Annotated in this window: 21 protein-coding genes and 2 pseudogenes; 8 read left to right on the top strand and 15 right to left on the bottom strand. The window is 65.0% G+C overall.

Going from position 1 to position 23,004, the window contains the following annotated elements:
* The first annotated feature begins 312 nt into the window (after positions 1 to 312).
* Complete coding sequence (locus FJ418_RS08520; protein ID WP_140864819.1) at positions 313 to 1,338, top strand: hydroxyacid dehydrogenase; 1,026 nt, start codon at positions 313 to 315, stop codon at positions 1,336 to 1,338.
* A 359-nt stretch (positions 1,339 to 1,697) separates the two neighbouring features.
* On the opposite strand, the gene FJ418_RS08515 is transcribed toward FJ418_RS08520, so the two are convergent.
* The 5 genes and pseudogenes from FJ418_RS08515 to FJ418_RS08495 form a co-directional block, all read right to left on the bottom strand.
* A complete protein-coding gene (locus tag FJ418_RS08515) occupies positions 1,698 to 2,615 on the bottom strand; it encodes an NADP-dependent oxidoreductase (RefSeq protein WP_140865124.1) in 918 nt (305 codons plus the stop codon).
* 59 nt (positions 2,616 to 2,674) lie between these two features.
* Positions 2,675 to 4,075, bottom strand: coding sequence for a mercuric reductase (locus tag FJ418_RS08510; RefSeq protein ID WP_140864817.1), 1,401 nt, complete (start codon positions 4,073 to 4,075; stop codon positions 2,675 to 2,677).
* A 220-nt stretch (positions 4,076 to 4,295) separates the two neighbouring features.
* Positions 4,296 to 4,394 (bottom strand): annotated as a pseudogene (locus FJ418_RS32345) (cyclic nucleotide-binding protein); the annotation flags it as partial.
* Between the two features lie 70 nt (positions 4,395 to 4,464).
* Positions 4,465 to 4,779: a hypothetical protein gene (locus FJ418_RS08500; protein WP_140658173.1), complete on the bottom strand. Its 315-nt coding sequence runs from the start codon at positions 4,777 to 4,779 to the stop codon at positions 4,465 to 4,467.
* 94 nt (positions 4,780 to 4,873) lie between these two features.
* Positions 4,874 to 5,425 carry a carboxymuconolactone decarboxylase family protein gene (locus tag FJ418_RS08495; protein ID WP_140645915.1) on the bottom strand — a complete coding sequence of 184 codons (552 nt, stop codon included), beginning with the start codon at positions 5,423 to 5,425 and terminating at the stop codon, positions 4,874 to 4,876.
* A 95-nt stretch (positions 5,426 to 5,520) separates the two neighbouring features.
* Here FJ418_RS08495 and FJ418_RS08490 point away from each other — a divergent pair, with 95 nt between their 5' ends.
* Entirely contained in the window at positions 5,521 to 6,351 is an 831-nt protein-coding gene (locus FJ418_RS08490; RefSeq protein ID WP_140864815.1) for an AraC family transcriptional regulator, read from the top strand.
* Between the two features lie 200 nt (positions 6,352 to 6,551).
* Here FJ418_RS08490 and FJ418_RS08485 read toward each other — a convergent pair whose 3' ends face one another.
* A complete protein-coding gene (locus tag FJ418_RS08485; protein WP_140864813.1) occupies positions 6,552 to 7,298 on the bottom strand; it encodes a glucose 1-dehydrogenase in 747 nt (248 codons plus the stop codon).
* Between the two features lie 110 nt (positions 7,299 to 7,408).
* Between FJ418_RS08485 and FJ418_RS08480 the strand changes: the two genes are divergently transcribed.
* Entirely contained in the window at positions 7,409 to 8,296 is an 888-nt protein-coding gene (locus FJ418_RS08480) for a LysR family transcriptional regulator (protein WP_140864811.1), read from the top strand.
* A 15-nt stretch (positions 8,297 to 8,311) separates the two neighbouring features.
* Here FJ418_RS08480 and FJ418_RS08475 read toward each other — a convergent pair whose 3' ends face one another.
* Positions 8,312 to 9,289, bottom strand: coding sequence for a threonine/serine dehydratase (locus tag FJ418_RS08475; protein WP_140784676.1), 978 nt, complete (start codon positions 9,287 to 9,289; stop codon positions 8,312 to 8,314).
* A gap of 320 nt (positions 9,290 to 9,609) precedes the next feature.
* Positions 9,610 to 9,933 (bottom strand): hypothetical protein, encoded by a 324-nt coding sequence (locus FJ418_RS08470; protein WP_140658183.1) that lies wholly within the window; start codon positions 9,931 to 9,933, stop codon positions 9,610 to 9,612.
* 180 nt (positions 9,934 to 10,113) lie between these two features.
* Here FJ418_RS08470 and mbfA point away from each other — a divergent pair, with 180 nt between their 5' ends.
* Entirely contained in the window at positions 10,114 to 11,097 is a 984-nt protein-coding gene (mbfA, locus tag FJ418_RS08465) for an iron exporter MbfA (RefSeq protein WP_140645921.1), read from the top strand.
* 143 nt (positions 11,098 to 11,240) lie between these two features.
* Here mbfA and FJ418_RS08460 read toward each other — a convergent pair whose 3' ends face one another.
* Together FJ418_RS08460 and FJ418_RS08455 are read right to left on the bottom strand one after the other, a co-directional pair.
* Positions 11,241 to 11,585 carry an antibiotic biosynthesis monooxygenase gene (locus FJ418_RS08460; RefSeq protein ID WP_140864809.1) on the bottom strand — a complete coding sequence of 115 codons (345 nt, stop codon included), beginning with the start codon at positions 11,583 to 11,585 and terminating at the stop codon, positions 11,241 to 11,243.
* The gene (locus FJ418_RS08455) at positions 11,582 to 11,950 is read right to left on the bottom strand and encodes an NIPSNAP family protein (RefSeq protein WP_140645923.1); all 369 of its coding nucleotides are present in this window, start codon (positions 11,948 to 11,950) and stop codon (positions 11,582 to 11,584) included. The genes FJ418_RS08460 and FJ418_RS08455 overlap by 4 nt, the downstream gene beginning before the upstream one ends.
* Positions 11,951 to 12,120: 170 nt before the next feature.
* On the opposite strand from FJ418_RS08455, the gene FJ418_RS08450 reads away from it, so the two are divergent.
* Positions 12,121 to 12,795, top strand: a complete 675-nt coding sequence (locus tag FJ418_RS08450; protein ID WP_140864807.1) for a winged helix-turn-helix domain-containing protein — start codon at positions 12,121 to 12,123, stop codon at positions 12,793 to 12,795.
* Positions 12,796 to 13,002: 207 nt separating this feature from the next.
* On the opposite strand, the gene ligD is transcribed toward FJ418_RS08450, so the two are convergent.
* The gene (gene ligD, locus FJ418_RS08440) at positions 13,003 to 15,504 is read right to left on the bottom strand and encodes a DNA ligase D (RefSeq protein ID WP_140864805.1); all 2,502 of its coding nucleotides are present in this window, start codon (positions 15,502 to 15,504) and stop codon (positions 13,003 to 13,005) included.
* Positions 15,505 to 15,516: 12 nt separating this feature from the next.
* The gene (locus FJ418_RS08435; RefSeq protein ID WP_140864803.1) at positions 15,517 to 16,380 is read right to left on the bottom strand and encodes a Ku protein; all 864 of its coding nucleotides are present in this window, start codon (positions 16,378 to 16,380) and stop codon (positions 15,517 to 15,519) included.
* 364 nt (positions 16,381 to 16,744) lie between these two features.
* On the opposite strand from FJ418_RS08435, the gene FJ418_RS08430 reads away from it, so the two are divergent.
* From FJ418_RS08430 to FJ418_RS08420, 3 genes and pseudogenes are all read left to right on the top strand, one after another.
* On the top strand, positions 16,745 to 16,891 hold the full coding sequence (locus FJ418_RS08430; RefSeq protein ID WP_108702809.1) for a hypothetical protein: 147 nt from the start codon (positions 16,745 to 16,747) through the stop codon (positions 16,889 to 16,891).
* Positions 16,892 to 17,103: 212 nt separating this feature from the next.
* Positions 17,104 to 17,550 carry a thiol-disulfide oxidoreductase DCC family protein gene (locus FJ418_RS08425; protein WP_140859425.1) on the top strand — a complete coding sequence of 149 codons (447 nt, stop codon included), beginning with the start codon at positions 17,104 to 17,106 and terminating at the stop codon, positions 17,548 to 17,550.
* Positions 17,551 to 17,574: 24 nt separating this feature from the next.
* Positions 17,575 to 19,167, top strand: a pseudogene (locus tag FJ418_RS08420) (DUF4166 domain-containing protein); the annotation flags it as partial.
* A gap of 44 nt (positions 19,168 to 19,211) precedes the next feature.
* On the opposite strand, the gene FJ418_RS08415 reads toward FJ418_RS08420, so the two are convergent.
* The 3 genes from FJ418_RS08415 to FJ418_RS08400 form a co-directional block, all read right to left on the bottom strand.
* Positions 19,212 to 19,589, bottom strand: a complete 378-nt coding sequence (locus tag FJ418_RS08415) for a DUF1850 domain-containing protein (RefSeq protein ID WP_140859424.1) — start codon at positions 19,587 to 19,589, stop codon at positions 19,212 to 19,214.
* Positions 19,586 to 21,712, bottom strand: coding sequence for a TRAP transporter permease (locus FJ418_RS08410; protein WP_140864801.1), 2,127 nt, complete (start codon positions 21,710 to 21,712; stop codon positions 19,586 to 19,588). Before FJ418_RS08410 ends, FJ418_RS08415 begins: the two co-directional genes overlap by 4 nt.
* 232 nt (positions 21,713 to 21,944) lie before the next feature.
* The gene (locus FJ418_RS08400) at positions 21,945 to 22,904 is read right to left on the bottom strand and encodes a TAXI family TRAP transporter solute-binding subunit (protein ID WP_140859422.1); all 960 of its coding nucleotides are present in this window, start codon (positions 22,902 to 22,904) and stop codon (positions 21,945 to 21,947) included.
* Positions 22,905 to 23,004: the final 100 nt, after the last annotated feature.

The following is a 23,004-nucleotide window of genomic DNA, read 5'->3' as shown; positions in this document are numbered from 1 at the left end:
TCCGTTCAGACGTTTCGGGTGATGCAGCTGTTTCCCAAAAGCCGTCATTGCTGGCGCGTATCAGATGCAGGACCTATGCTGCACTATTTTTTTGGAAGGTCGTGTGCGAGGCTTGGGCTGTGTGCTGGAAACAAGAATGCTGAAGATGCGTTGCCAGCGATCGCGGTTGAGCGCTCAAGCCGCTGCCAAGGCAAAGCGGGGCAAGGCGCGCGCAGCCGTCCAATACCTGCCAGCGCATCTGCGACGCGGATTGAATCGACAAGAACTGTTCCGTCGGGACAATTCGAAGGTATCTGAGGAGATCGCACCATCATGAGCGCTCAAGACTTGCCCAGCGTTCTCGCATTTGAACGCTACGACCCGACTGACGCCTCGCTGGACTGGTTGCGCGAGCGTGGGGTCAACGTCATTTTCGGCAATGCGCTCTGGGAAATGCCGTTCAAGCGCTTCACCGAGGATGAGCTGATTGCCAAGGCACAGGGCTGTGTCGCCTTGATGGGGGCAAGCGGCACCCGCATCACCCGGAGCGTCTTACAGGCGCTTCCGGATCTGCGCTATATCTCGAAATATGGCATTGGCGTTGACAGCATTGATATCGACGCCGCAACAGAGCACGGCATTCTGGTTTCCAGCACGCCGAACGACTTTCAAATCTTTACGGTCAGCGAGCACGCGGTCGCCCTAATGTTGGCTGTTGCCAAGCAACTCGGCACGTGGACGCCCGAATTCATGCGGCGTGGCGGGTGGCGCGGCCTGACACATGGCGCTACGCTGCGCGGCGCCACCGTCGGCATCCTCGGCCTCGGCCGCATCGGCCGTGGCGTGGCGCAACGGCTGTCGGGCTGGGAGGCTCGCATCCTGGCCTATGATCCCTTCCTTAAGGAAGCGCCTCCGGGTATCGAACTCGTAGACTTCTTCACTCTGGTGAAGCAATCCGACTTCTTGACGCTGCACGCAACGCCGAGCCCGGATAACCATTACATCCTGAACGCCGCCGCGTTTGCGAAGATGAAACCCTCAGCCATTGTCGTTAACACCGGGCGCGGATCGCTGATCGACTACGCGGCCCTGCGAGCAGCGCTGGCCAATGGCCAAATCGCGGGTGCAGCACTCGACGTGTTCGACCAGGAGCCGCCGAAGACCGACGATCCGCTGTTTTCGCGGCCCAACGTCTTGTGCACGCCGCATGTCGCCGCCTGGACGACTGAAGGAACTCAAGCCATCGGCTGGCATGCGGCCAAGAACCTGTGGGCGATGATGAGCGGCGAAGGACAAGCCGATATCGTCAACCCGCAAGCCAAGCAGCGCACGAGTGCGGCCTTGCTCGGCGACGTGTGATTTCAGGAGGCTGCGTGAATGCCCAATCCCTTCCTCGATTGAGGTACCCGCAAGGCTGCACTCGATTGCGTCGCGTGCTTCCATGTTTCGGCGTCGGGTCATGTCTCGAACGATGCCGACCTAACCTGAATGTCAGCTCTCGCAGATTCGCAGCCCGAAACCCGCCAGTCTTCTCTCTGCCCCAAAGCGGGTCCAACCGCGCGACAACTTGAAAGCCCCTCGCCGCCGCTGGATTGGGGGCGGAGGACAATTGCAAGGGGCGAGCGAGAGTGGCTCGAACGGCCTTGTTGTGGCCAGAACCGGACATCGATGAACGGCACGTTCTAACCCGGAGGAAACCATTCGCCGTCCCCAAGTCCTCACGGACGAACGCGGATGATCGTCTTTCCCCTGCGTCGCTCGGTGGGGTTGAAGGCGGCGACGGCATCGTCGAGGGTCGAGACGTTGCCGATGTTCGTCCGCAGACGTCCGTCCCGCACCCGCTGGACGATCTCGCTCAACTGGGCACGATCGGACTCGACGACGAAGTCGACCGCCAGGCCGTCAGCGGGCCGCGCCTCTACCGGCCCGACGACGGACACCAGCGTTCCTCCGGCCCGAATCATGCCTGCGGACCGCTTGCCGATGTCGCCGCCGATGACGTCGAACACCAGATCGATTTTGCCGGCATCTTCCAGGGCGTCGTTGTCGAGGTCGATGAACTCCCTCGCGCCAAAGTCGAGCACCGCCTGACGGTCAGCGGCGCGGCCGGTGCCGATGACGTAGGCGCCGGCCTCTCGCGCGAGTTGCGTCACCATCGACCCGACCGCGCCCGCTGCGCCATGCGCAAGCACGCTCTGCCCGGCCCGGAGGCGGCCGTGCTCGAACAGCCCCTGCCAGGCGGTCAGGCCCGAGATCGGCAGGCTCGCGCCCACCGTGAAGTCGACGTCGCCCGGCAGCGGCGCGAGGTTGCGCGCCTCGATGGCGATATACTGCGCCAGGGTGCCGTCGCGATACCAGTCGGCGAGGCCGAACACCCGCTGTCCCACCGACAGCCCCGTCGTGCCGTAGCCCAGGGCGATGACCACGCCGGCCAGCTCGTGCCCGGGGATCGACGGTGTTCGGTCACGGTCGCGGCGATCGGTCCAGGTCGAGGGCCACGCCAGCTCGGTCGGGACGAATCCCGACGCATGAACCTGAACCACGACATCATTTATCGCTGCCTGCGGCTCGGGCCGGTCCACCAGCGTCATCCCGGCCGTTCCCGCGGCCTGGTCGGTCACCACGATTGCCTTCATGATAATTTCCTCCTCGGTCATTTGTCTCTCCGGTGGCTCCCCGGGATGAAGCTTCCAACCTATTGTCCGGGCCTCGGCGGCAGGTTCGCCAGCAGGGGCCCAAGTCCCTCCGCGATCGTCAAATGCGTGATGACGGCATCGCGCAGCTTCGGATAAGGCAGGTTCGCCAGTATCGCCGTCTGCACCGCCGCCAGCACCTCGCCTGCCTCGGAGCCGATCATCGTGAAGCCGAGGATACGGTCGTCATCGCCGGCCACGACCACCTTCATAAAACCCTGCTTTTCATCCGTCGCTTCGGTGCGCAGCACGGCGCTCATCGGCAGATTGGCGACGCGCACGATGACGCCCTGGCGCTGCGCTTCGCCCTCGCTCAAGCCGACGCGGGCGAGCGGCGGATCGGTGAACATCGTGTAGGGCACCAGCCGGTCGCGCGTCGTGCGATGGCCGCCGGCCAGATTGTCCCGGACGATGCGGAAATCGTCGACCGAGACATGCGTGAATTGCGGACTGCCGGCGCATTCGCCGAGCGCCCAGACATCGGGCGCGACGGTCTCCAGCCGTTCGTTGACCCGGATGAAGTCACGGCTGTCCAGCGCGACGCCGGCCTCTTCGAGGCCGATACCGGCGGTGTTCGGCACGCGCCCGACGGCAGCGAGCAGATGACTGCCCTCGATCGTCCGCTTGCCCGAAGCCGTGCGTATGGTCACGCTGACCTGTTCGCCGGAGCGGCCATGCACGCCCAGCGGCTCGGTGCCGACAAAGAACTCGATGCCTTCGTCCTCAAGAAGTTTCCGCATCTCGTCGGCGACGTCGCGGTCCTCGCGGCCGATGAGCTGAGGCCCGGCTTCGATCACCGTCACCCGGCTGCCGAAGCGGCGATAGGCCTGCGCCAGTTCCAGCCCGACATAGCCGCCGCCGAGCACGATGAGATGCGGCGGCAGGGTGTCGAGCTCGAGGGCGCTGATATGGGTGAGCGGCTGGGCTTGCTCGAGACCGGGAATACCGGGGATCGCCGCATGCGTGCCGACATTGACGACGACCTTGTCGCCGGTGAGCACCCGCGTGCCGCCGTCGTTCAGCGCAACTTCGATCGTCTTTTGTCCAACGAAGCGGCCGCTGCCCATGATCAGCTCCGCGCCGCTGCTCTTATAGGCATCGAGGTGGAAGGCGATCTCGCGATCGACCATCTCCTGCTTGCGCCGGCGAACCTTCGCCATGTCGGTCGAGACGGGACCGGTCGACGTGCCGAACTGGCCGGCGTTGTGGGACAGGTAGGCGACCCGCGCGCTCCACACCTCATTCTTGCTGGGCATGCAGGCCACCGCAGGACAGGAGCCGCCGACCCATCGGCGCTCGACGACCGCGACGCGCTGGCCGGATCGGCCCAGATGCCAGGCAAGCGCCTTGCCGCCCTGGCCGCTGCCGAGGATCAGAAAATCAAAATGTTCTGGTTGGGGCATGAGGGTTCTCCGCTATAGTTATGGAAGTTGACACTGGACATATCGCGGCCGACGGATTTGGCCGCCTGCTTGCCGCAACACCTTCGATGCCGAACTCGCTCCCGGGCAAGCGGCTAGCGCTGCCCGCCCGAGGCGGCGTCGGCATGGGATGTGTGGACGAGGGCGATACGGGTCATGTGAGAGGTCCTTATCTTGAGTGTGCAACCACTGCACCACGTGGCCGATCCGAAGTGACGGCGAGCAATTTGAGCCTGGCCGGTGCGATGCAGGCAAACAGCGGCACCTGTCGCAGGACACCGACTTCATCCTTGAGAGGCATCTCCATACACCCGCTGTTCCGTCTCAGGCCGAAGCAACCGATTGCGGGCGGGACGTCGGCCACCACCTATTCAAGCTGCGCCGCCATTCGTTGATCCTCGGCCGGCACAATCCCCAGGCTGGCTCAAGCGCGGACCGGATCTCACTTTCGCCCAGTAGTACCAGACTTCGAGACCCTGGAAGCCGAGCACGAACGGAACAACGATGAATACGCCGCTGACGAGGCGGTCGACGACAACCTGCAGCCAACAGGGCAGGACGAAGATTGCAATCCCGTGGCGTTCGGGATGGCGGAGCCCAACGAGGAACGGCATGGCAATCAGGCTCAGCGCGACGAGGTAGTCGAGCAAGGCCTGAGCGGTGTTGGTGACGAAACGAATATTCATGACACGCTGCCATTGAGGAGGGCCTGCACAGGCCGTGGACCGTGTGATTGCGGGGAGCGCGGCGCCCAAGGATCGAGCGCCACGCCCTTCGGGATCAGGCGGCAGGTCGCAGCGCGACATCGACCTTGGGAAAGTCGATATCGGTCAGCGCCACGTTGTTGGTGTAGTTGGTCAGCACGTTGATCGCGACGTTCGCGATCACCTCGATGATGCGGGCGTCGTCAAGACCAGCCGAACGCACGGCGGCGACTTCGGCGTCCGTGACCTGCCCGCGCTTCTCAAGCACGCGGCGCGCGAACGATGCGATGACGGCGTCGATGGCGGTTTCCGCCTTGCCCTCGCGGGCCCTGCGGATGCCTTCCGGCGACAGGCCGGCGCCCTTGCCCATCAGCGTGTGCGCCGAGAGGCAGTACTCGCACTCGTTCGCCTGCCCAATGGCGAGCGCAACGATCTCCCGCTGCTTGGCGGTCAGCACGCCTTTGCCGAGCGCATCGGAGAAGGCAACATAGCCGTTGAGCACCGCGGGCGATCGCGCAAAAGTCGAGAATAGGTTCGGCACCATGCCGATCTTGGTCTTGACGGCCGACAACGTGGCCTTGACGCCGGGATCGGCATGGGCAGTTTCGATGGGAGCGATACGGGGCATGTGAGGGGTCCTTTTCTGTAACATGCGGGCTTGCACTGCCCTATATGTCGGATTAAAGGTGATGGTTGGTGCCAAATACGTTGCCGATCGTCCCAATGGATCCCTTCGCTGCCCTGTTCGACCACGTCACGCCGAGAGCCCGGACCTTCTTCACCGGTAACCTTTGCGAGACGAGGCACTTCACCGATGAAGGCCACTTGCACCTTCTCAAGGGAGGCGTGCTCACGCTCGCCCGGGCCGGCCAGGTCGACCTCCAGCTTGATGAGCCATCCCTCCTGTTTTTTCCTCGTGGCCGCGTCCACAGTTTCACGGTTGATCCGGACCGCGGCGCCGATCTCGTTTGCGCGACCGTCGAGCTCGGCGGCGCCGAGGGCAACCCGATCGGACAGGGCCTGCCCGAACTCGTGGTCCTGCCGCTCGCGTCGCATCCCGCGCTGGCGCCGGTCTGCGATCTGCTGATCGGCGAAGCATTCTCCGAACTGAGTGGCCGCCAGGTGGCGCTCGACCAGCTGTTGGACTACCTCCTGATCCTGATCGTGCGACACGTCACCGACAGCGGCCGGGTAGCGACCGGCGTGCTCGCCGGACTCGGCGATCCGCGCCTTGCCAGGGTGCTGACGGCAATGCACGATGCGCCCGGGAAGCCATGGACCCTGGAAGATCTCGCCGGGATCGCCGGCATGTCACGCACGCGGTTCGCCGAGCATTTCCGGACACGGATCGGCCAGACGCCTATCGACTATCTGACGGTCTGGCGCATGACGGTCGCACGTCAGCTTCTTGCCAGGGGTAAGCCGGTCAAGAGCGTGGCCTTGCAGGTCGGCTACCAGAGCGGCGCCGCTTTCTCTCGCGTGTTCAGCCGGGTGACGGGACGGTCGCCGCGCAGTTCGAATGTTCTCAGGGCCGCGGATGTCCGCTCCAGCTGACAAGCCGGCATCGTTCGTCGGGATGGGAACGTCCGCTGTCGTGAGGGCTTCGGATGCCGACCTTCTGCAAGAGGTGCCGGCGATGAGCGTTCTCCGCTGCGTTCCGGAACAACAATGAAGATGTCGAGGCAGGCGGACGTGCCCATTCCATTGCCGCAACACTTTGCAAGATCGATGCCGAGTTCACTCCGGACGAACGGCTAACGCTGGCCGCCGGAGGCAGTGATACGCTCACCCGTCAGCCAGGCTGACTGGTCGGAAGCCAGGAAGACGGCGACGCGGGCTATGTCGTCGGGCTGCCCCACCCGGCCCATCGGCAAAGTCGCTCCGATGTTCTTGGCGGTTTCGTCATCGATGCCCACGACTGCGAGGCCTTCGGTTTCCGTCATGCCCGGTGCGATCGCGTTGACGCGGATCCTGCGGGTGGCCAACTCGTTGGCGAGCGCCCTGGTGATCGTGTCCACGGCGCTCTTGGAGGCCGAATAGACGACGGAGTTCGGCACCGGATTGGTGCTCGAAATCGTGCTGAGATTGATGACGCTGCCGCCATGGCCGTCAAAGGCCCGTGCCGCTTCCTGAGTCGTCAGGATCGTGCTCAGCACGTTGGTGTTGAACTGACGATGGAACTCGGCTTCCGTCACGTCCTCCAGCGGCCCGAAGCGGTACACGCCGGCATTGTTGACGAGGATGCTGGGCGTCCCGAACGTCGCCTTGGTCTCGGCAAAGAGCCGCTTCACGTCGGCGCTGTTGCTGACATCCGCCTGGACCGCCACGGCCTTGCCACCTTCGCGCAGGATGTCTGCGACCACCCGGTCCGCATCCTCCTTGCTCGAAGCGTAATTGACCATCACGGCGGCGCCCGCCTCGGCAAACCGACGCGCTATCGCCGCACCGATCCCCTTTGACGCGCCGGTCACGATCGCTACCTTGTCCTTCAGCTCGTTCATGATCTTTCTCCTTCGCTCATCGCCGCCACGCGGCGTGTTGCTGAGGAGGTAAATCATGCGTCGTGTGACCGGTAGCGCCGCCGGGTTCATATGATATATACGTATCTGGTATGAATGACCGATTTCAGCAACTGGCGATCTTTGTCCGCACCGTCGAGACGGGCAGTTTTTCCAAGGTGGCCAGGGAGTTCGGGCTGTCGCAACCTTCCGTCTCGCGGACAGTGGCCGCGCTTGAGGACCGGCTGGGCGTCAAGCTGCTTACCCGGACCACTCGCCAACTCTCGCTCACCGACGCGGGCGAGGCTCTGTTGTCTCGCGCCCGAGAAGCGCTTGCCGGGGTCGAAGAGGCGGAAAACGCCGCCCGCAGCGCCGACAGGCTGTCCGGCACACTGCGCGTGGCGCTGTCGCAAGGTTTTGGAGCGCGGCAGATAGTGCCGCGGCTGCTTGCCTTCCTCGACAACCATCCCTTGCTGAAGATCGATCTCATGATGTCCGACCGTTACGAGAACCTCATCGCGGAAGGCGCCGACATGGCGCTTCGCCTTGGCGAACAGCCGGATTCCAGTTTCGTGGCGCGCAAGCTCGCCACCGCCCGGCGCCTATTCGTCGCCTCGCCCACCTACCTCGCCCGGTGCGGTATTCCGAAGACCCTCGCCGAGCTCAGCCGGCATCATCTCATCAGCGGGCCCAGCGACATGAACGAGCAGAACTGGAACGCGCATCGGGACGGCATCGCCGAGATCCAAACCGTCAATCCCCGGGTGCGGACCCGTTCGACCGTAGGCGTCCTCGCTTGCGCGAGCGCGGGCCTCGGCATCGCAATCGCCTCGACATGGATGTGCGCGGAGGAGCTTGTCTCCGGTGCACTGGTGGAGCTCCTGGCAGACTACCGTCTCGACCCTGTAGCGGCTTACGTCGTGTTCCCGGCCGGACGGCGCCCTTCGCAAAAGGCGCGCGCCTTCAGCGACTATCTCGAACAGGCGCTGGCGAGCGGATGATCGCGGCGCGGCGCTTTATGCGGCGGCCATAATCCCGGCATAGGTGACGAGATCGACATTGCCGCCGGAGAGCACGACGGCAACGCATTTGCCGGCGAGGTCGATCTCGCCGGAGGAGAGCGCGGCAAACGCGACGCAGCCGCCGGGCTCGACCACCAGCTTGAGATGAGCCATGGCGTCGCGCATCGCCTGTCTGACCGCGTCTTCGGAGACGGCAATGCCGCCGGCGAGATTCCTGCGGTTGATCTCGAAGGTGATGGCGCCGGGCTCGGCGGTCAGCAGCGCATCGCAGATCGAGCTATGGCCGGGATCGTTCGCGACCCGCTCGCCCTTGGCCAGCGAGCGGCGCGTGTCGTCGAAATGCTCGGGCTCGACCGCCCAGACGGCGGTTCGCGGCGAAGCGTCCTTGACGGCGACCGAGATACCGCTCGACAGGCCGCCGCCGCCGCAAGGCACGACGACGGCGTCGAGCGCTGCGCCGAGCGCTTTCGCCTGCTTCATCAGCTCCAGGCCGATCGTGCCCTGGCCGGCAATGATGGCCGGATCGTCGAAGGGCGGCACCAGCACCATGCCCTTCTCGATATAGGGGCGGACAACGGCCATGCGGTCATCCTTGAAGCGGTCGAACGGCACCACCTCGGCGCCCATCTTGCGGACATTGCCGATCTTCATGGCCGGCGCATCGGCCGGCATGGCGATGACAGCCTTGACGCCGAACATGGCGGCCGAGGCCGCCACCCCTTGCGCATGGTTGCCGGAAGAGAAGGCCACGACACCGCGGCCGCGCTCCTCCTCGCTCAGGCTCGAAAGCTTGTTGTAGGCGCCGCGGATCTTGAAGGAGCCGGTGCGCTGCAGCGTCTCGGGCTTGAACAGGATGCGGCCGCCATAGCGCTTGTTGAGCTCGGGCGACTCGATCAGCGGCGTTTCGACGGTCAAGCCGGAAAGCCGCGCCGCGGCGGCGCGGATGTCGGAGATGCCGGGGAGGGTGGTCATAGAGGGCCTCGCAGGATGAGTCCCGCCATGGTGCACGGAAATCATCCCGGCGCGCCAACGAAAAAATGTGACGGAGACAAGGTTGGTTTGGCGGTTTTGGAAGTTGGCGTTCCTTCGCGCGGCCCCTCTGTCCTGCCGGACATCTCCTCCACAAGGGCCCACAAGGGGGAGATCAGACGTCACGCCGGCTTTCGCCAATCTCCTAGGTCGCAAGAATGGGCGGGGCGCCGAAACAGCTAATCTTTCCCCTCGTGGGGGAGATGGCCGGCAAGCCAGAGGGGGGCGCTGTCCCGCCGACATTTCGCCCTGTCGGCGACCGCTCATCCCAGCAGCGTCTTTGTCCTTTTGCTGCCGCCGAGCTTGCGCCAGGAGTTGAAGCGGTGGGTGGCAGCGGCGAAGGATATCTTCATCTGCTGGGAAACCGTGTAGCGCGACTTGCCTTCGTCGAACATGCGATAGCAGCACTCGGCGCCTTCCTCGGTCAGCTTGCCATCCGGCGTCTTGTTGTGCGGGTTGGCCGGGTCGAATTTTTCGAGCTGCTCCTCGACGAGGCCCTTCAGGCGCTGCAGGTCGGCCTCGATGCTGGCGATGAGATCGAGAACCGGTTTGGCATCGAATGCGTGCGGGGGCTTTTTGTTCGTCATGCCGGGGATTCCTTCAATTTTGGTGGTTGCAAGCTATATAGGCGAACATTCGGCAATAATGAAGAGTTGAGCCGGGCTCCGCTGGATCACCCATTCGCGTCGCGGCCCGTGCCGTTCGCAATTGACGTCCGGCAAGCAAGATCCTAGTTTAGAATAATTCTAAACTAGAGTGATCCCATCATGCTTTCTCGTGTTTTCGGCTTCGGCCGCCGTTCGTTCGATTCGCTGTCGGAGCAGGAGATCCTGGCGCTGGCGATCTCTTCCGAGGAGGATGACGGACGCATCTACCGCGCCTATGCCGATGGCCTGGCGCAGGACTTTCCGCAATCGGCAAAAGTGTTCGAGGCGATGGCCGAGGAAGAGGACGGCCATCGCGATTCGCTCATCGAGCTTTACCGCAAGCGCTTCGGCGAGCGCATCCCGCTGATCCGGCGCGAGCATGTGAAAGGCTATTTCGAGCGCAAGCCCGACTGGCTGGTGAAGCCGCTCGGCATCGAGCATGTGCGGCGCCAGGCGGAGGCCATGGAGCAGCAGGCCTATCGCTTCTATGTAGAGGCGGCCAAGCGCACCACCGACGCCTCGACGCGAAAGCTGCTCGACGATCTCGCCGTGGCCGAGCAGGGCCATGAGAGCTCGGCGCATGAATTGGAGCAGGAGCATGTGCCGGGCACGGTCAAGGTCGAGGAGGCGAGCGCCGAGCAGCGCCAGTTCATCCTCACCTATGTGCAGCCGGGGCTGGCCGGGCTGATGGACGGCTCGGTGTCGACGCTGGCGCCGATCTTCGCCGCGGCATTCGCCACGCACGACACCTGGCAGACGCTTCTGGTCGGCCTCGCCGCCTCGATCGGCGCCGGCATTTCGATGGGTTTCACCGAGGTCGCCTCCGACGACGGCAAGCTGTCGGGGCGCGGCTCGCCGATCAAGCGCGGGCTGACGGTCGGCCTGATGACTTCGCTGGGCGGCCTCGGCCACGCGCTGCCCTATCTGATCCCGCACTTCTGGACGGCCACCGCCGTGGCGGCGGTGGTGGTGTTCTTCGAGCTCTGGGCTATCGCTTTCGTCCAGAACCGCTACATGCAGACCCCGTTCTGGCGCGCCGCCTTCCAGGTGGTGCTGGGCGGCGCGCTGGTGTTCGGGGCGGGCGTGCTGATCGGGAACGCTTAAAGCGCGTCGCGCTGAAGTGGATCCAGGCGACGCGCTTTAAGGCTTTGTTTTCATGCATGTCGTTGTCGCAAAACCGCTGCACACTTTTGCGCGACATGCATTAGGTTTTCCCTTCTCCCGCAAGGGGGTAAGGGAAGGCGCGTTCACCCATTCACCGCGCGGCTATCCCTTGGCGCTTCCGCCCTTTCGATCATCCCGTAGTCGCGCACGACATGGGCGATGCGCAGACGGTAGCCGGCAAAGATGCCGCCCCGCCCCGCCTTCTGCGCCTGGCGGTGCTCCTCGGTGTTGCGCCAGGCTTTCACCGCTTCCTCGTCGCGCCAGAAGGACAGCGACAGCACCCGCCTGGGATCGGCAAGGCTCTGGAAGCGCTCGACCGAAATGAAACCGTCTATGCCGTCGAGCAGGGGCTTAAGCTCCGCGGCGATGCCGAGATAGGCGTCGCGCTTGCCTTCCGCCGGCTCCACTTCGAAGATGACTGCGATCATGCCTCCATCCCTTCCCTGACCGTCACGTCGGTGCGAAAGACCTGCCGCGGACCATGCGGGCCGGACACCAGCTTCAGGAAGACGCGGTCCTCCTTGAGGATGAATTTCTCGCGCCGCGCGAATTCGTAGTTTGCCTTGCCGGCCGGGTCGGCGGCAAGCCGCGCGCGATAGACTTCATAGTCCGCGAGGCTCTCGACGTTGTAGGCGGCATAGGCCGTGGTGGCCGAGCCTTCGTGCGGGGCGTAGTAGCCGATCAGGTCGGCGCCGCAACGCGGAATGGCCTGACCCCAGGCGCGCGCATATTGCTCGAACGCCGCCTTGCCGAACGGATCGATCTCGTAGCGGATGAAGCAGGTGATGGTCATGTCGGTCTCCTCGTATGGTTGGTTCTTCGACGACGACGGTTCGATCCCGGTCGAAACATCGCTTGCGTCATTGTGCTAGGCATCTTCCTGTCAGGAGAGTTTGCCGGGCTGCTTGAGCTGACTGGACAATAGTGCTTCCCTGACGGGAATGCTTCGATAAGGATCGAACCATGCGTGAAGGACCGGACATCGCCCGCATCGCCAGCCTGGTCGGCGATCCGGCCCGCGCCAACATGCTGAACGCGTTGATGGGCGGCACGGCGCTGACGGCGTCGGAACTGGCGCTCGAGGCCGGCGTATCGCTGCCCACCGCTTCCTCGCATCTGTCCAAGCTGATGGATGGCGGGCTGCTGACCTTGGCCAGCCAAGGGCGCCACCGCTATTACGGCCTTGCCAGCGCGCAGGTGGCCGGCATGATCGAGGCGATCATCGGCGTCGCCGAGGCGGTCGGCCCGAAGCGTGTGCGGCCCGGCCCGCGCGACGTGGCCATGCGCGTGGCGCGCGTTTGTTACGATCACCTCGCCGGCGAGCAGGCGGTGGCGATGCTCGACGGGCTCTTCGACAGGAAACTTTTGCTGCGCGAGGACAACGAGATCAGGCTCTCGTCATCCGGCGTCTCGCATTTTTCCGCGCTCGGCATCGAGACCCATGCCAAGGCGCGGCGGCCGGTGTGCCGCGCCTGCCTCGACTGGAGCGTGCGGCGCTCGCATCTCGCAGGCACGCTGGGCGCCGCCATCCTCGACAAGATCATCGCCGAGAAATGGGCCCGGCGCGAAAAGGACAGCCGCGCCGTGGTGTTCTCGCCGACGGGCAGGGAGGCGTTCGAGAGGGTGTTTCTCTCCTAGGCGGACAATCTCACGATGCTGGCGGGACAGCACCCCCCTCTGCCCTGCCGGGCATCTCCCCCGCATGGGGGGAGATTGGCAGTTCTGGCGCTCCGCCATTCTCCTAACGTTGGAGATTGGCGAAAGCCGAGACGACATCCAATCTCCCCCCTTGCGGGGGAGATGGCCGGCAGGCCAGAGGGGGGTGCTGTCCCTCGGCGCTGAAAATTATCCCCGCCTCAGCGGCTTCCCCAGCTTGAAGAACTCCGCCCACGGATCCGCCTTCTTCAATTGCTTCAGCGTCGTCTCGTCCCCCAGCGGGAAAGCATTCGGCGCCAAGCCCTTTTCGATCTCAGGCCAGGTCACCGGCATCGATATCGTTGCGCCCTTCTTGGCACGCGAGGAATAGGGCGCGACCGTGGTCGAGCCCCTGCCGTTGCGCAGATAGTCGACGAAGATCTTGCCGGTGCGCGCCTTCTTCGACAGCGTCGCCGTGTAGCGGTCGGGCGCGGCCTGCTCCAGCGCGCGGGCGAAATCATGGGCGAAATCCTTGACCGCGTCCCACTCCGCCGAGGGTTTCAGCGGCACCAGCACATGATAGCCCTTGCCGCCGGAGGTCTTGACCAGGTTGGGCAGCGACAGCTCGTCGAGCTGCTTGTGGATGTCGAGCGCCGCCTCGCGCACTTTGCCGACATCGACGCCTTCGTCCGGATCGAGGTCGAAGATGATCTGGTCCGGCTTCTCCAGCGCGTCGAGAGTGCAGCCCCAGATATGGACCTCGACCACGCCGTACTGGACAAGCGCGGCCAGTCCATCGAAATCCTTGATGAACAGGATCTCCTCGCCGTCAATCGGATCTTTCATCCTGGCGATCTTGTCGCTCATGCCGGGCGAGGCGTGTTTCTGAAAGAAGCGCTGGCCGTGGATGCCGTCCGGCGCGCGCACCAGGCTCAGCGGCCGGTTGACGACGAATTCAGCCATGCGCGGCCAGACCAGCGCGTAGTGACCGAGCAGGTCCTGTTTCGAAACCTTCTCGTCGGGCCACAGCAGCTTGTCGGGATGCGACAGCTTTATCGAGGTCTTCGCCGTTCCGGCCGAGGCTTTCGACGCGGTCTTTGTACCCGGCTTCGCTCCGGTTTCGGCCTTCTTCGGCTTTTCCTGCACGACTTCCTCCGCCGGCTTGTCCTCGCGAAGCCCCTGGAACGAGGCGTGGCGGATTATACGGTCGGATGTCCAGCTGCGGAACTCCACCTCGCCGACAAGTTCCGGCTTGACGAAGGTGAGGCCCTTGCCCTTGGGCACGGCGGCCGAGAACGGCGAGCCCTTCGCCTTGAGGCCGTCGAGCTTCTTCTTCAAATCGGTCATCACCTTGCCGGAAAAGCCGGTGCCGACACGGCCGGCATAGTGCAGCTTGCCGCCTTCGTTGAACCCGACCAGCAGCGAGCGCAGGCCGCGTCCGGTCTTGTCCGAGGGCAGATAGCCGCCGATGACGAATTCCTGGCGCAGCGTGCATTTGGACTTGATCCAGGAGAGCCCCCGCCCGCTGCGGTAGGGCGCGTCTGCGCGTTTCGACACCACGCCTTCCAGCCCCATGCGGCAGACATGCTGCAGCATGACCTTGCCCGGCTCGTGGAAATGGTCGCTGAAGCTCAGCGCCGAATGTTCGGGCTGCTCGCCGAGCAGTTCGGCCAGCGCCTGCTTGCGTTCGACCAAGGGTTCGCGGCGCAGATCCTGGCCGTCGAGCCGCATCAGGTCGAAGACATAGTAGACGAAGCGGTCGGCGCGTCGCGCCGACAGATCCGCCTGCAGCAAGGGGAACGATGACACGCCGCTATCGGCCAACACCACGATCTCGCCGTCGATGATGGCGTCGCGGCATTTCAGCCCCGCCAGGGCACCTGTGACCGGACCGTCGAACTTGTCCGTCCAGTCGAGGCCGGCGCGGGTGAGCAGCCTGACGTCGCTGCCGGCGATCTGCGCCTGCATGCGGTAGCCGTCGAATTTCACTTCATGCAGCCAGTCCTCGCCGGCGGGCGCATCCCTTTCCAGCGTCGCCAGCTGCGGCTCGATGAAGTCGAGACGCTTGCCAGGCCCGGCCTTGGCCTTGGCGGCAGCCGGCCTGTTGGATTGCCAGACTTTCGGTTTCTCGCCCCTGGCGGCCTTGCCTTCGCCGACCTCCTCGATGGTCAGGCCCGACTTCACCGATTTCGGCTCGTCCTCGAGAACATCCTCGCCGGGCCGGGCGGCGGCATCGTCGGATTTGATCAGCAGCCAGTTGTCGCGCTTCTCGCCCGGGCGGGGCCGCAGCCTGACCAGATGCCAGCGGCCGTTGAGCTTGTGGCCCTCGAGCTCGAAGTCGATATGGCCCTTCTTCATGCCCTTGGCCGGATCGCCATCCGGCATCCACTTGCCTTCGTCCCAGACGATGACCGAGCCGCCGCCATATTGGCCCTTCGGAATGGTGCCTTCGAAGGACGCGTAGTCGATCGGATGATCCTCGACATGCACGGCCAGCCGCTTCTCATGCGGATCGAGGCTCGGGCCGCGCGTCACCGCCCAGCTCCACAGCACGCCGTCATGCTCCAGCCGGAAATCATAGTGGAGCCGCGTCGCGGCATGCTTCTGGACGACGAAGATGCCTCCGCCTTGCTTTTGCCTGCCGACCTTGCCGGCCGGCTCGGCGGTCTTCTTGAAGTCGCGCTTGGCGTGATACTGCTCGAGGCCGGCCATGCCGCCATCCTCCTATGCGGATTTGCGTTTTGGCGCGGACGCTTTGGCTTTCGGCCGCCGCGCCGAAGTCTTTGAAGACTTGCCCGCTTTGCCGCCGCCTTCCGCGTTGAGGCTCTTCTTCAACGCATCGAACAGGTTGACCACATTGGACGGCTTCGGCGGCGCCTTGGCCTTGGGCGCCTTCTTGCCCGCCTTCTTGGCGCGGATCAGCTCGAGCAGCGCGTCCTCGTAGCGGTCGTCGAATTTCGACGGGTCGAACTTCGTCTTCTTGCCGTCGATGATGTGCTGGGCGAGGTCGATCATCTCCTTGTCGGTCCTGGCCGCCGCGATGTCCTCGAACACCGTCGCCGGCCGGCGCACCGTGTCGTCATAGCGCAAGGTGGTCAGCACCATGCCCTTGCCGAGCGGCTCGATCACCACCGGGCGCTCTCGCTGATAAAGCACGATGCGCGCCAGGCCGGCCATCTTCCGAGCCGCCATGGCGTCGCGAATGACGGCGAAGGCTTCTTCCGAGACCTTGTCGGCCGGTGAGACATAATAGGGCGTGTCGAGGTAGATCTGCTCGATCGAGGATTTCTCGACGAAGCCGTCGAGGCTCATCGTATGCGAGGATTCGATCTGCACCGCCTCGATCTCGTCCTCCTCGATATGCACAAAGTCGCCGTCGCTCACCTCATAGCCCTTGATCTCGTCGCCCTCTTCAAGCGGCTTGCCGGTACCGGCATCGACATAGATGCGTTTGACGGTGTTGCCGGTCTTGCGGTTGAGGATGCGGAAAGAGACTTTCTCGGCATGGGTGACGACGTTGGTCAGCTCGATGGCGCAGGTGACCAGCGACAGTTTGAGATAGCCCTTCCAGGCCGGGCGTGGCGCCATGGCGAAACTCCTGCGGCGAACTTCTGCGATGCAACTTTACCGCAACGGGCGGAGGCTTGCTCGGGTTCCGAGAGGGACCTGGCCGGTGCCGCTTGCGGCAAGCAATGATATTTCCCGGCGCCACCCGAGCGTGAAACAGAAGCACGCGCAAGCGACATCGGAACGAAACATATGTGATGCAAAAGTCACACGGCCTGGAAAGGCGACGAAAGGCACCGAAAGACCGCGAATCAGCCGCAATCCAGCCACGATGCAACGTGTTTCGGACCAGAAATTAACATCACGTTCACCGACTATTCACGCCTCGACGCTATGCTCTCGAACAATTCGGACGGACATCCGAAAGCGGGACAGGGACAGTAAAATGAACTTCTGGAACCACATCGCCGGCTACGCCGCCGCCATTCGCGAATTCGTCGCGCCGACCTATCGGCCGGAGCGCTATTACATGCGCGGCCCGGGCCCTGCCTGCGCGCGCCGCGGCAACTCGCTGGGCGTCAGCGCGAACTGATCATGACCCGCGAACGCGCCCACCACAGCCGCATCTGCCGGCCGGCCGCCGACCAGCGCACTACCACCTATCGCGCCGAACGCCTTGCGCTCGCCGCCACATGGCGTGCGACAACGCCGCGACTTTGACGCCGCCGCCGGCTGGCTTAGTGTCTCCCCTGGCTTAGGGTCCCCTTGGTCTAGCGTAAGGGGTCACAAGCAGCCGAGGCCGCCATGACCGACCTGCCCGAACGTCCTACCTTCCCGCGCCAGGCCTACGACGCCAGCCAGCCGCTGATCGTCTTCGACGGCGTCTGCGTGTTCTGCTCGGGCTTCGTCCAGCTCATCCTCAAGCTCGACCGGAAAAAACGCTTCCGTTTCGCAACGGCGCAATCGCCGCTGGGCGAGGCGCTGTTTCGCCAGCACGGCCTGCCGACCGACGATTACGACAGCAACCTCGCCATCATCGACGGCGCGGCCTTTACGAAGCTCGACAGTTTCGTCGCGGTCATGGCCGCGCTTGGCTGGCCATGGCGCATTGCGAAGACGCTGCTCATCCTGCCGCGGCCGCTGCGCGACTGGCTCTACGACCGCGTCGCCAAAAACCGCTACGCGCTGTTCGGCCGCAAGGACAGTTGCGACATTCCTTCGGCCGAGTTGCGGGAGCGGTTGATCGGCTGACGGCGATTGGCTTGGGGGCATGGCATGAAGCTTCTCATCGTCGGCGGCTACGGCACCTTCGGCGGACGCATCGTCCAATTGCTGGAGAACGAGCCGCGCCTCGAGCTGATCATCGCCGGCCGGTCGCTCGCCAAGGCCGAGGCTTACTGCAAACACCGAGGCATGACCAAGGCCAGGCTGGTGCCGGCGACGTTCGACCGCGACGGCGAGCTTGGCGCGCAACTCGCCGGCATGCTGCCCGACATCGTCGTCGACGCCAGCGGTCCGTTCCAGGCCTATGGCGAGGGGCGCTACCGGCTGGTCGAGGCCTGCATCGCCGCGCGCATCCATTATTTCGACCTTGCCGACGGTTCGGACTTCGTCGCCGGGGTCTCCGCTTTCGACGCGGCAGCCAGGGCGGCCGGCGTCGTCGTGCTGTCCGGGGTGTCGAGCTTCCCGGTGCTGACGGCCGCCGTGGTGCGGCATCTTTCGACCGGCATGGCGCGCGTCGACACCATCCGTGGCGGCATCGCACCGTCGCCTTTCGCCGGCGTCGGCGAGAACGTCATCCGCGCCATCGCGAGCTATGCCGGCCGGGCGGTGCGGCTGCAGCGCGGCGGCAGGCCGGCCGAGGGTTACCCGCTCACCGAGCAGATGCGGTACACGATCGCGCCGCCCGGGCGTGTGCCGGTGAGGAACACCTTGTTCTCGCTGGTCGACGTGCCGGACCTGCGCGCGCTGCAGGCGCTGTGGCCGGAAGCGAGCACGATCTGGATGGGCGCCGGGCCTGTGCCCGAGGTGCTGCACCGCGCGCTGATCGGCTTGGCCTGGATGGTCCGCGCCGGCCTGGCGCGATCGCTGTCGCCGCTGGCGCCGCTGATGCGCTGGGCGACCAACCGGCTGTCATGGGGTGAGCATCGCGGCGGCATGTTCGTCGAGGTCGACTGCGTGGATGCAGAGGGCAGACCAAGCAAACGATCCTGGCACCTGTTGGCCGAGGGCGATGACGGCCCGCTGATCCCGTCCATGGCGGTCGAGGCGATCGTCCGCAAGGCGCTCGACGGCCGCATTCCAGCACCAGGCGCCCGGGCGGCGGTGCGCGACGTCGAGCTCGCGGACTATGAAGCGCTGTTTGCCGGCAAGACGATCCACACCGGCTTCAGGGGCGACACCGACAAGGGAAAGGCTCTCTATCCCGACCTGCTCGGCGATGCGTGGAAAAGCCTTCCAGCTGAAATCCGCGCCATGCATGAGGGAGCGGCTATGGCGGAAGGAAGTGCGAGCGTGGAGCGCGGCGGCGGTATTCTTAGCCGGCTTGCCGCGCGCATGGCCGGCTTCCCACCTGCTGCAGCCGATGTCCCCGTCAAGGTGCGTTTCGTTATCGACTGGCAAGGCGAGACCTGGACGCGGACTTTCGGAACTCACGGTTTTTCGAGCCGGCAATTTGCCGGACGTAGCCGCTCGGAGCGGCTGCTTTGCGAGCGCTTCGGCCCCCTCACCTTCGCCATGGCGCTGGTGGCCGGCGAGGACCGCCTGTCGCTCGTGCTGCGGCGCTGGAGCTTTCTCGGCCTGCCATTGCCGATGTGGCTTTGCCCCCGGTCGAACGCGTACGAAACCGTCGAGGACGGCCGCTTCCGCTTCCATGTCGGGATATCGCACCCGGTCGTCGGGCTGATCGTGCGCTACCGCGGCTGGCTCGAGCCGGCGCACGGTTCGAGCACGGTGGGTTCGCCGGCCGTCTCGCCCAGTTCCCGGCAGCCGGCGGCCGTGCACAGCGCCCAGCCTTCCCCGGTGGCGCCGGACGCCGCGAGCACCAGGCGCGGCTGGGGTCCGATCCGTGGCGCATAGACCCACCAGCCGCTCCGCAACGCCGAGCCCTCCGGCGGCTCCATGCCGGCGCCGGAGCCCTTGACCCGCGCCTCAACGACCTGCAGCCCGGCCGGCGTCACCGTCCAGTCCTCCTGCCAGCGCGTCCGCTCCACCGAATGCGTCCAGGACAGCGTGAAGGCGGCGACGGCGAGCGTCACCGTCTTGCCGGCGGCGAGGACACATAGGCTCATGCGGTGCCGGCGGCGGACAGCCGGCGGGCGCGCCAGCAGTGCCAGCCGATCCAGGCCAGCGCCAGCACCCAGCCGGTCTCGTCGGTGAGCGGCAATGCGGCCACCAGGAGCAGGCCGGCGCAGAACGCGACGAGACGCTCCCACCAAGCCATGCGGCGGGCGAGGAAGCCGACGGCGGCGGCGCCCCAGAGCACGATGCCCATGCAGGCCTTGACGACGATGTAGGCGACCTCGACGGGATAGCCGAACGAAGCCGCGATCGGGCCCGCGTCCTGCAGCATCAGCGCCGGCGTGTAGACCGCCATGAACGGGACGACGAAGCCGGCGATGGCGAGCTTGGTCGCCTGGATGCCGATCTTGAGGCCGCTTTCCTTGGCCATGGGTGCTGCGGCAAAGGCGGCCAGCGCCACCGGCGGGGTGAGATCCGCCATGATGCCGAAATAGAAGACGAACATGTGGCTGACCACCAGCGGCACGCCGAGCGACAGCAGCGCCGGGCCGGCGAGCGAGGAGGTGATGATGTAATTGGGGATGGTCGGAATGCCCATGCCGAGAACCAGGCAGGTGAGCATGGTCAACACCAGCGACAGGAACAAATTGTTCTCGCCGATGGAGATGATCCAGCCGATGAAGGTGGAAGCGATGCCGGTGAGCGTCAGCGTGCCGATGACGATGCCGACGATGGCGCAGGCGATGCCGACGGGCAGGGCGTTCTTCGCTCCTTCGGCAAGCGAGTCGACGCAAATGCGCAGCGTCTCGCGTCCACCCTTGAAGGCGAAGCAGGCGATGACGAGCGCCGCGATGACGAGGCTGAGCACATTGACGCCGAAGCGCATGAAAGACGCCGCGGCAAGCCCGAGCGCCAGCCAGAAGACGAAGCGGAAGGCGAGCGGCCCGATCAAGGCTGCCAGCGGCGTGCCGAGGATGAGCACGATGGTGAGCGCCAGGCCCATCGTGCCGGCGAAGATCGGCGTGTAGCCGGCAAAGAGCAGATAGACCAGCACGGCAAGCGGCAGCACCAGCGGCCAGTGCTTCCTGACCGCTTCCCACGGATTGGGCAATTCCGCCTTGGCCATGCCGTGCAGGCCGGCCTTGCCGGCCTCCAGATGCACCTGCCAGAAGCAGGCGCCGAAATAGAGCAGCGCCGGGATGATCGCCGCCTTGACCACCTCGGCGTAAGGGATGTTCAGCGTCTCGGCCATGATGAAGGCGACGGCTCCCATCACCGGCGGCATGATCTGGCCGCCCATCGAGGAGGTCGCCTCGACCGCGCCGGCAAAGGCGGAGCGGAAACCGAAGCGCTTCATCAGCGGGATGGTGAACTGGCCGCTGGCGACGACATTGGCGACGCCCGAACCGGAGATGGTGCCCATCAGCGCGGAGGACAGCACGCAGACCTGGGCCGGGCCGCCACGCCACGAGCCGACGAGGCCGAGCGCGAAGTCGTTGAACAGCGCGATCATGCCGGCCCGTTCGAGGAAGGCGGCAAAGACGACGAAGATGAAGATGTAGGCGGCCGAGACATAGACCGGCGTGCCGTATATGCCTTCGGTGCCATAGGCGAAGGTGTCGACCAGCTGCGCAAAATCATAGCCGCGATGGATGAAGGGCGCCGGCAGGTGGTTGCCGACGAAGCAATAGGCGAGGAAGAGGAAGGCGATGACGGCCAGCGGCAGGCCCATCAGCCGCCTGGCGGCTTCGAAGACGAGCACCACAAGCAACGCGCCGACGATCAGGTCCGGCGTGGTGAGGAAGCCGGAGCGGCGGATGAGGTCGGCGTAGAAGACCCAGTTGTAGAGGCCGGTGCCGAAGCCGAGCAGGCCGAGCACCCAGAAGCCCGCCTTCGCCGCGGCGCTCCTGGCGCGCAGGTTGGCGACGAGGCCGAAACCGAGCAGCAGCAGGAAGCCGACATGCATGGCCCGCACCACCTGGCTGGGCAGGCTGCCATAGGCGGCGATGTAGATCTGGAAGACGGAAAAAGCGACCGCAATGAGGAAGGCCGCCTTGCCGGCGAGGCCTTCGCCAAAGCCGGGCGGCAGGCCTTCGACCTGTTCTTCGGCGACCGGGAGATGGAAAGTGGGCGGGCTGCCGTCGCTTGTTGTTGCGGACTTCGCTTCGCTCATTGGGTGCAGTCCAGGATGAACAAATGGCAGCGCGAGGCACCCCCCTCTGCCCTGCCGGGCATCTCCCCCGCAAGGGGGGAGATCGGCAGCTTCGGCGCCAGCGCTCCACCTGCGACGTTGGCGATTGGCGAAAGCCGCGATGACAGCCAATCTCCCCCCTTGCGGGGGAGATGGCCGGTAGGCCAGAGGGGGGTGCCTGGCGAAGACATCTCAGCTAGTCGCGCCACTCCTCCTATTTCAGCAACCCTTTTTCCCTGTAATATTTCTCCGCGCCGGGATGCAGCGCCACGGGCATGCCGTCCAGCGCCTTGGCCGGATCGATCGCCTTGGCGGCGGCATGCGCGGCAGCCAGCTGGTCGAGATGCTCGAACAGCAGCTTGGTCATCTGGTAGGCGGTCTCGTCGGAGACGTCGGCGCGGGTAATGAGGAAATTGCCGACCGCGGCGGTCGCGACATCTTCCGTCTGGCCCTCATAGGTGCCTTTCGGGATAACCACGGAAAGATAGGGCGCCCCGATCTTGGCGACGTCCTCGGCCGGCACGGCGACGACGTTGATGGGAAGCGAGGTCGCGAGATCGCGGATGGAGGCGACGCCGAGGCCGGCCGACTGCAAGGTGGCGTCGAGCTGGCGGTTCTTGATCAGCTCGACCGACTCGGCGAAGGGCAGATATTCGACCCGCCCGAGATCCGCGTATTTGAGACCGGCGGCGGCGAAGATGGCGCGCGCGTTGAGCTCGGTGCCGGAGGCAGGCGCGCCGACCGACAGGCTCTTGCCCTTGAGGTCGGCGAGCGTCTTGATGCCGGATTCCTGGCTGGCGACGATCTGGATGTAATTGGGATAGATCGCGGCAATGCCGCGCAGCTTGTCGAGCTTGCCCGGGAAGCCGGCCTCCGTGTTGCCCTCGGCGGCCATCTTGACGGAATCGCCGAGCGCAAAGGCGATCTCGCCCTTGCCCTGCTGCAGCAGGTTGAGATTCTCGACCGATGCCTTTGTCGCCTGAACCTGGGTGCGCGCGCCCTCTATGCCCTTGCCGTAAATCTCCGACAGGGCAACCCCGAGCGGATAGTAGACGCCCGACGTTCCGCCGGTGAGCACATTGATGAATTCCTGCGCCCCGGCCGTCGCGACACCGAGACCAAGCGACAGCGCCAGCGCGCCGGCGGCAACAAATTTCGTCCTGAAATCGAGCATATGGTTTCCTCCTCCTGAAACGGCCGCGTCGCCTCCCCGGCGCGAAGCTCGTGAGTTTAAACGGGAGGAGCCAAATGCCAACCCGCAATTGCAGACCTTT

Source organism: Mesorhizobium sp. B2-8-3 (assembly GCF_006440815.1).
In the GTDB taxonomy this organism is placed as follows: domain Bacteria; phylum Pseudomonadota; class Alphaproteobacteria; order Rhizobiales; family Rhizobiaceae; genus Mesorhizobium.
The sequence above is the reverse complement of the archived record's forward strand: the minus strand, read 5'-3'. Positions and strand labels throughout refer to the sequence as shown.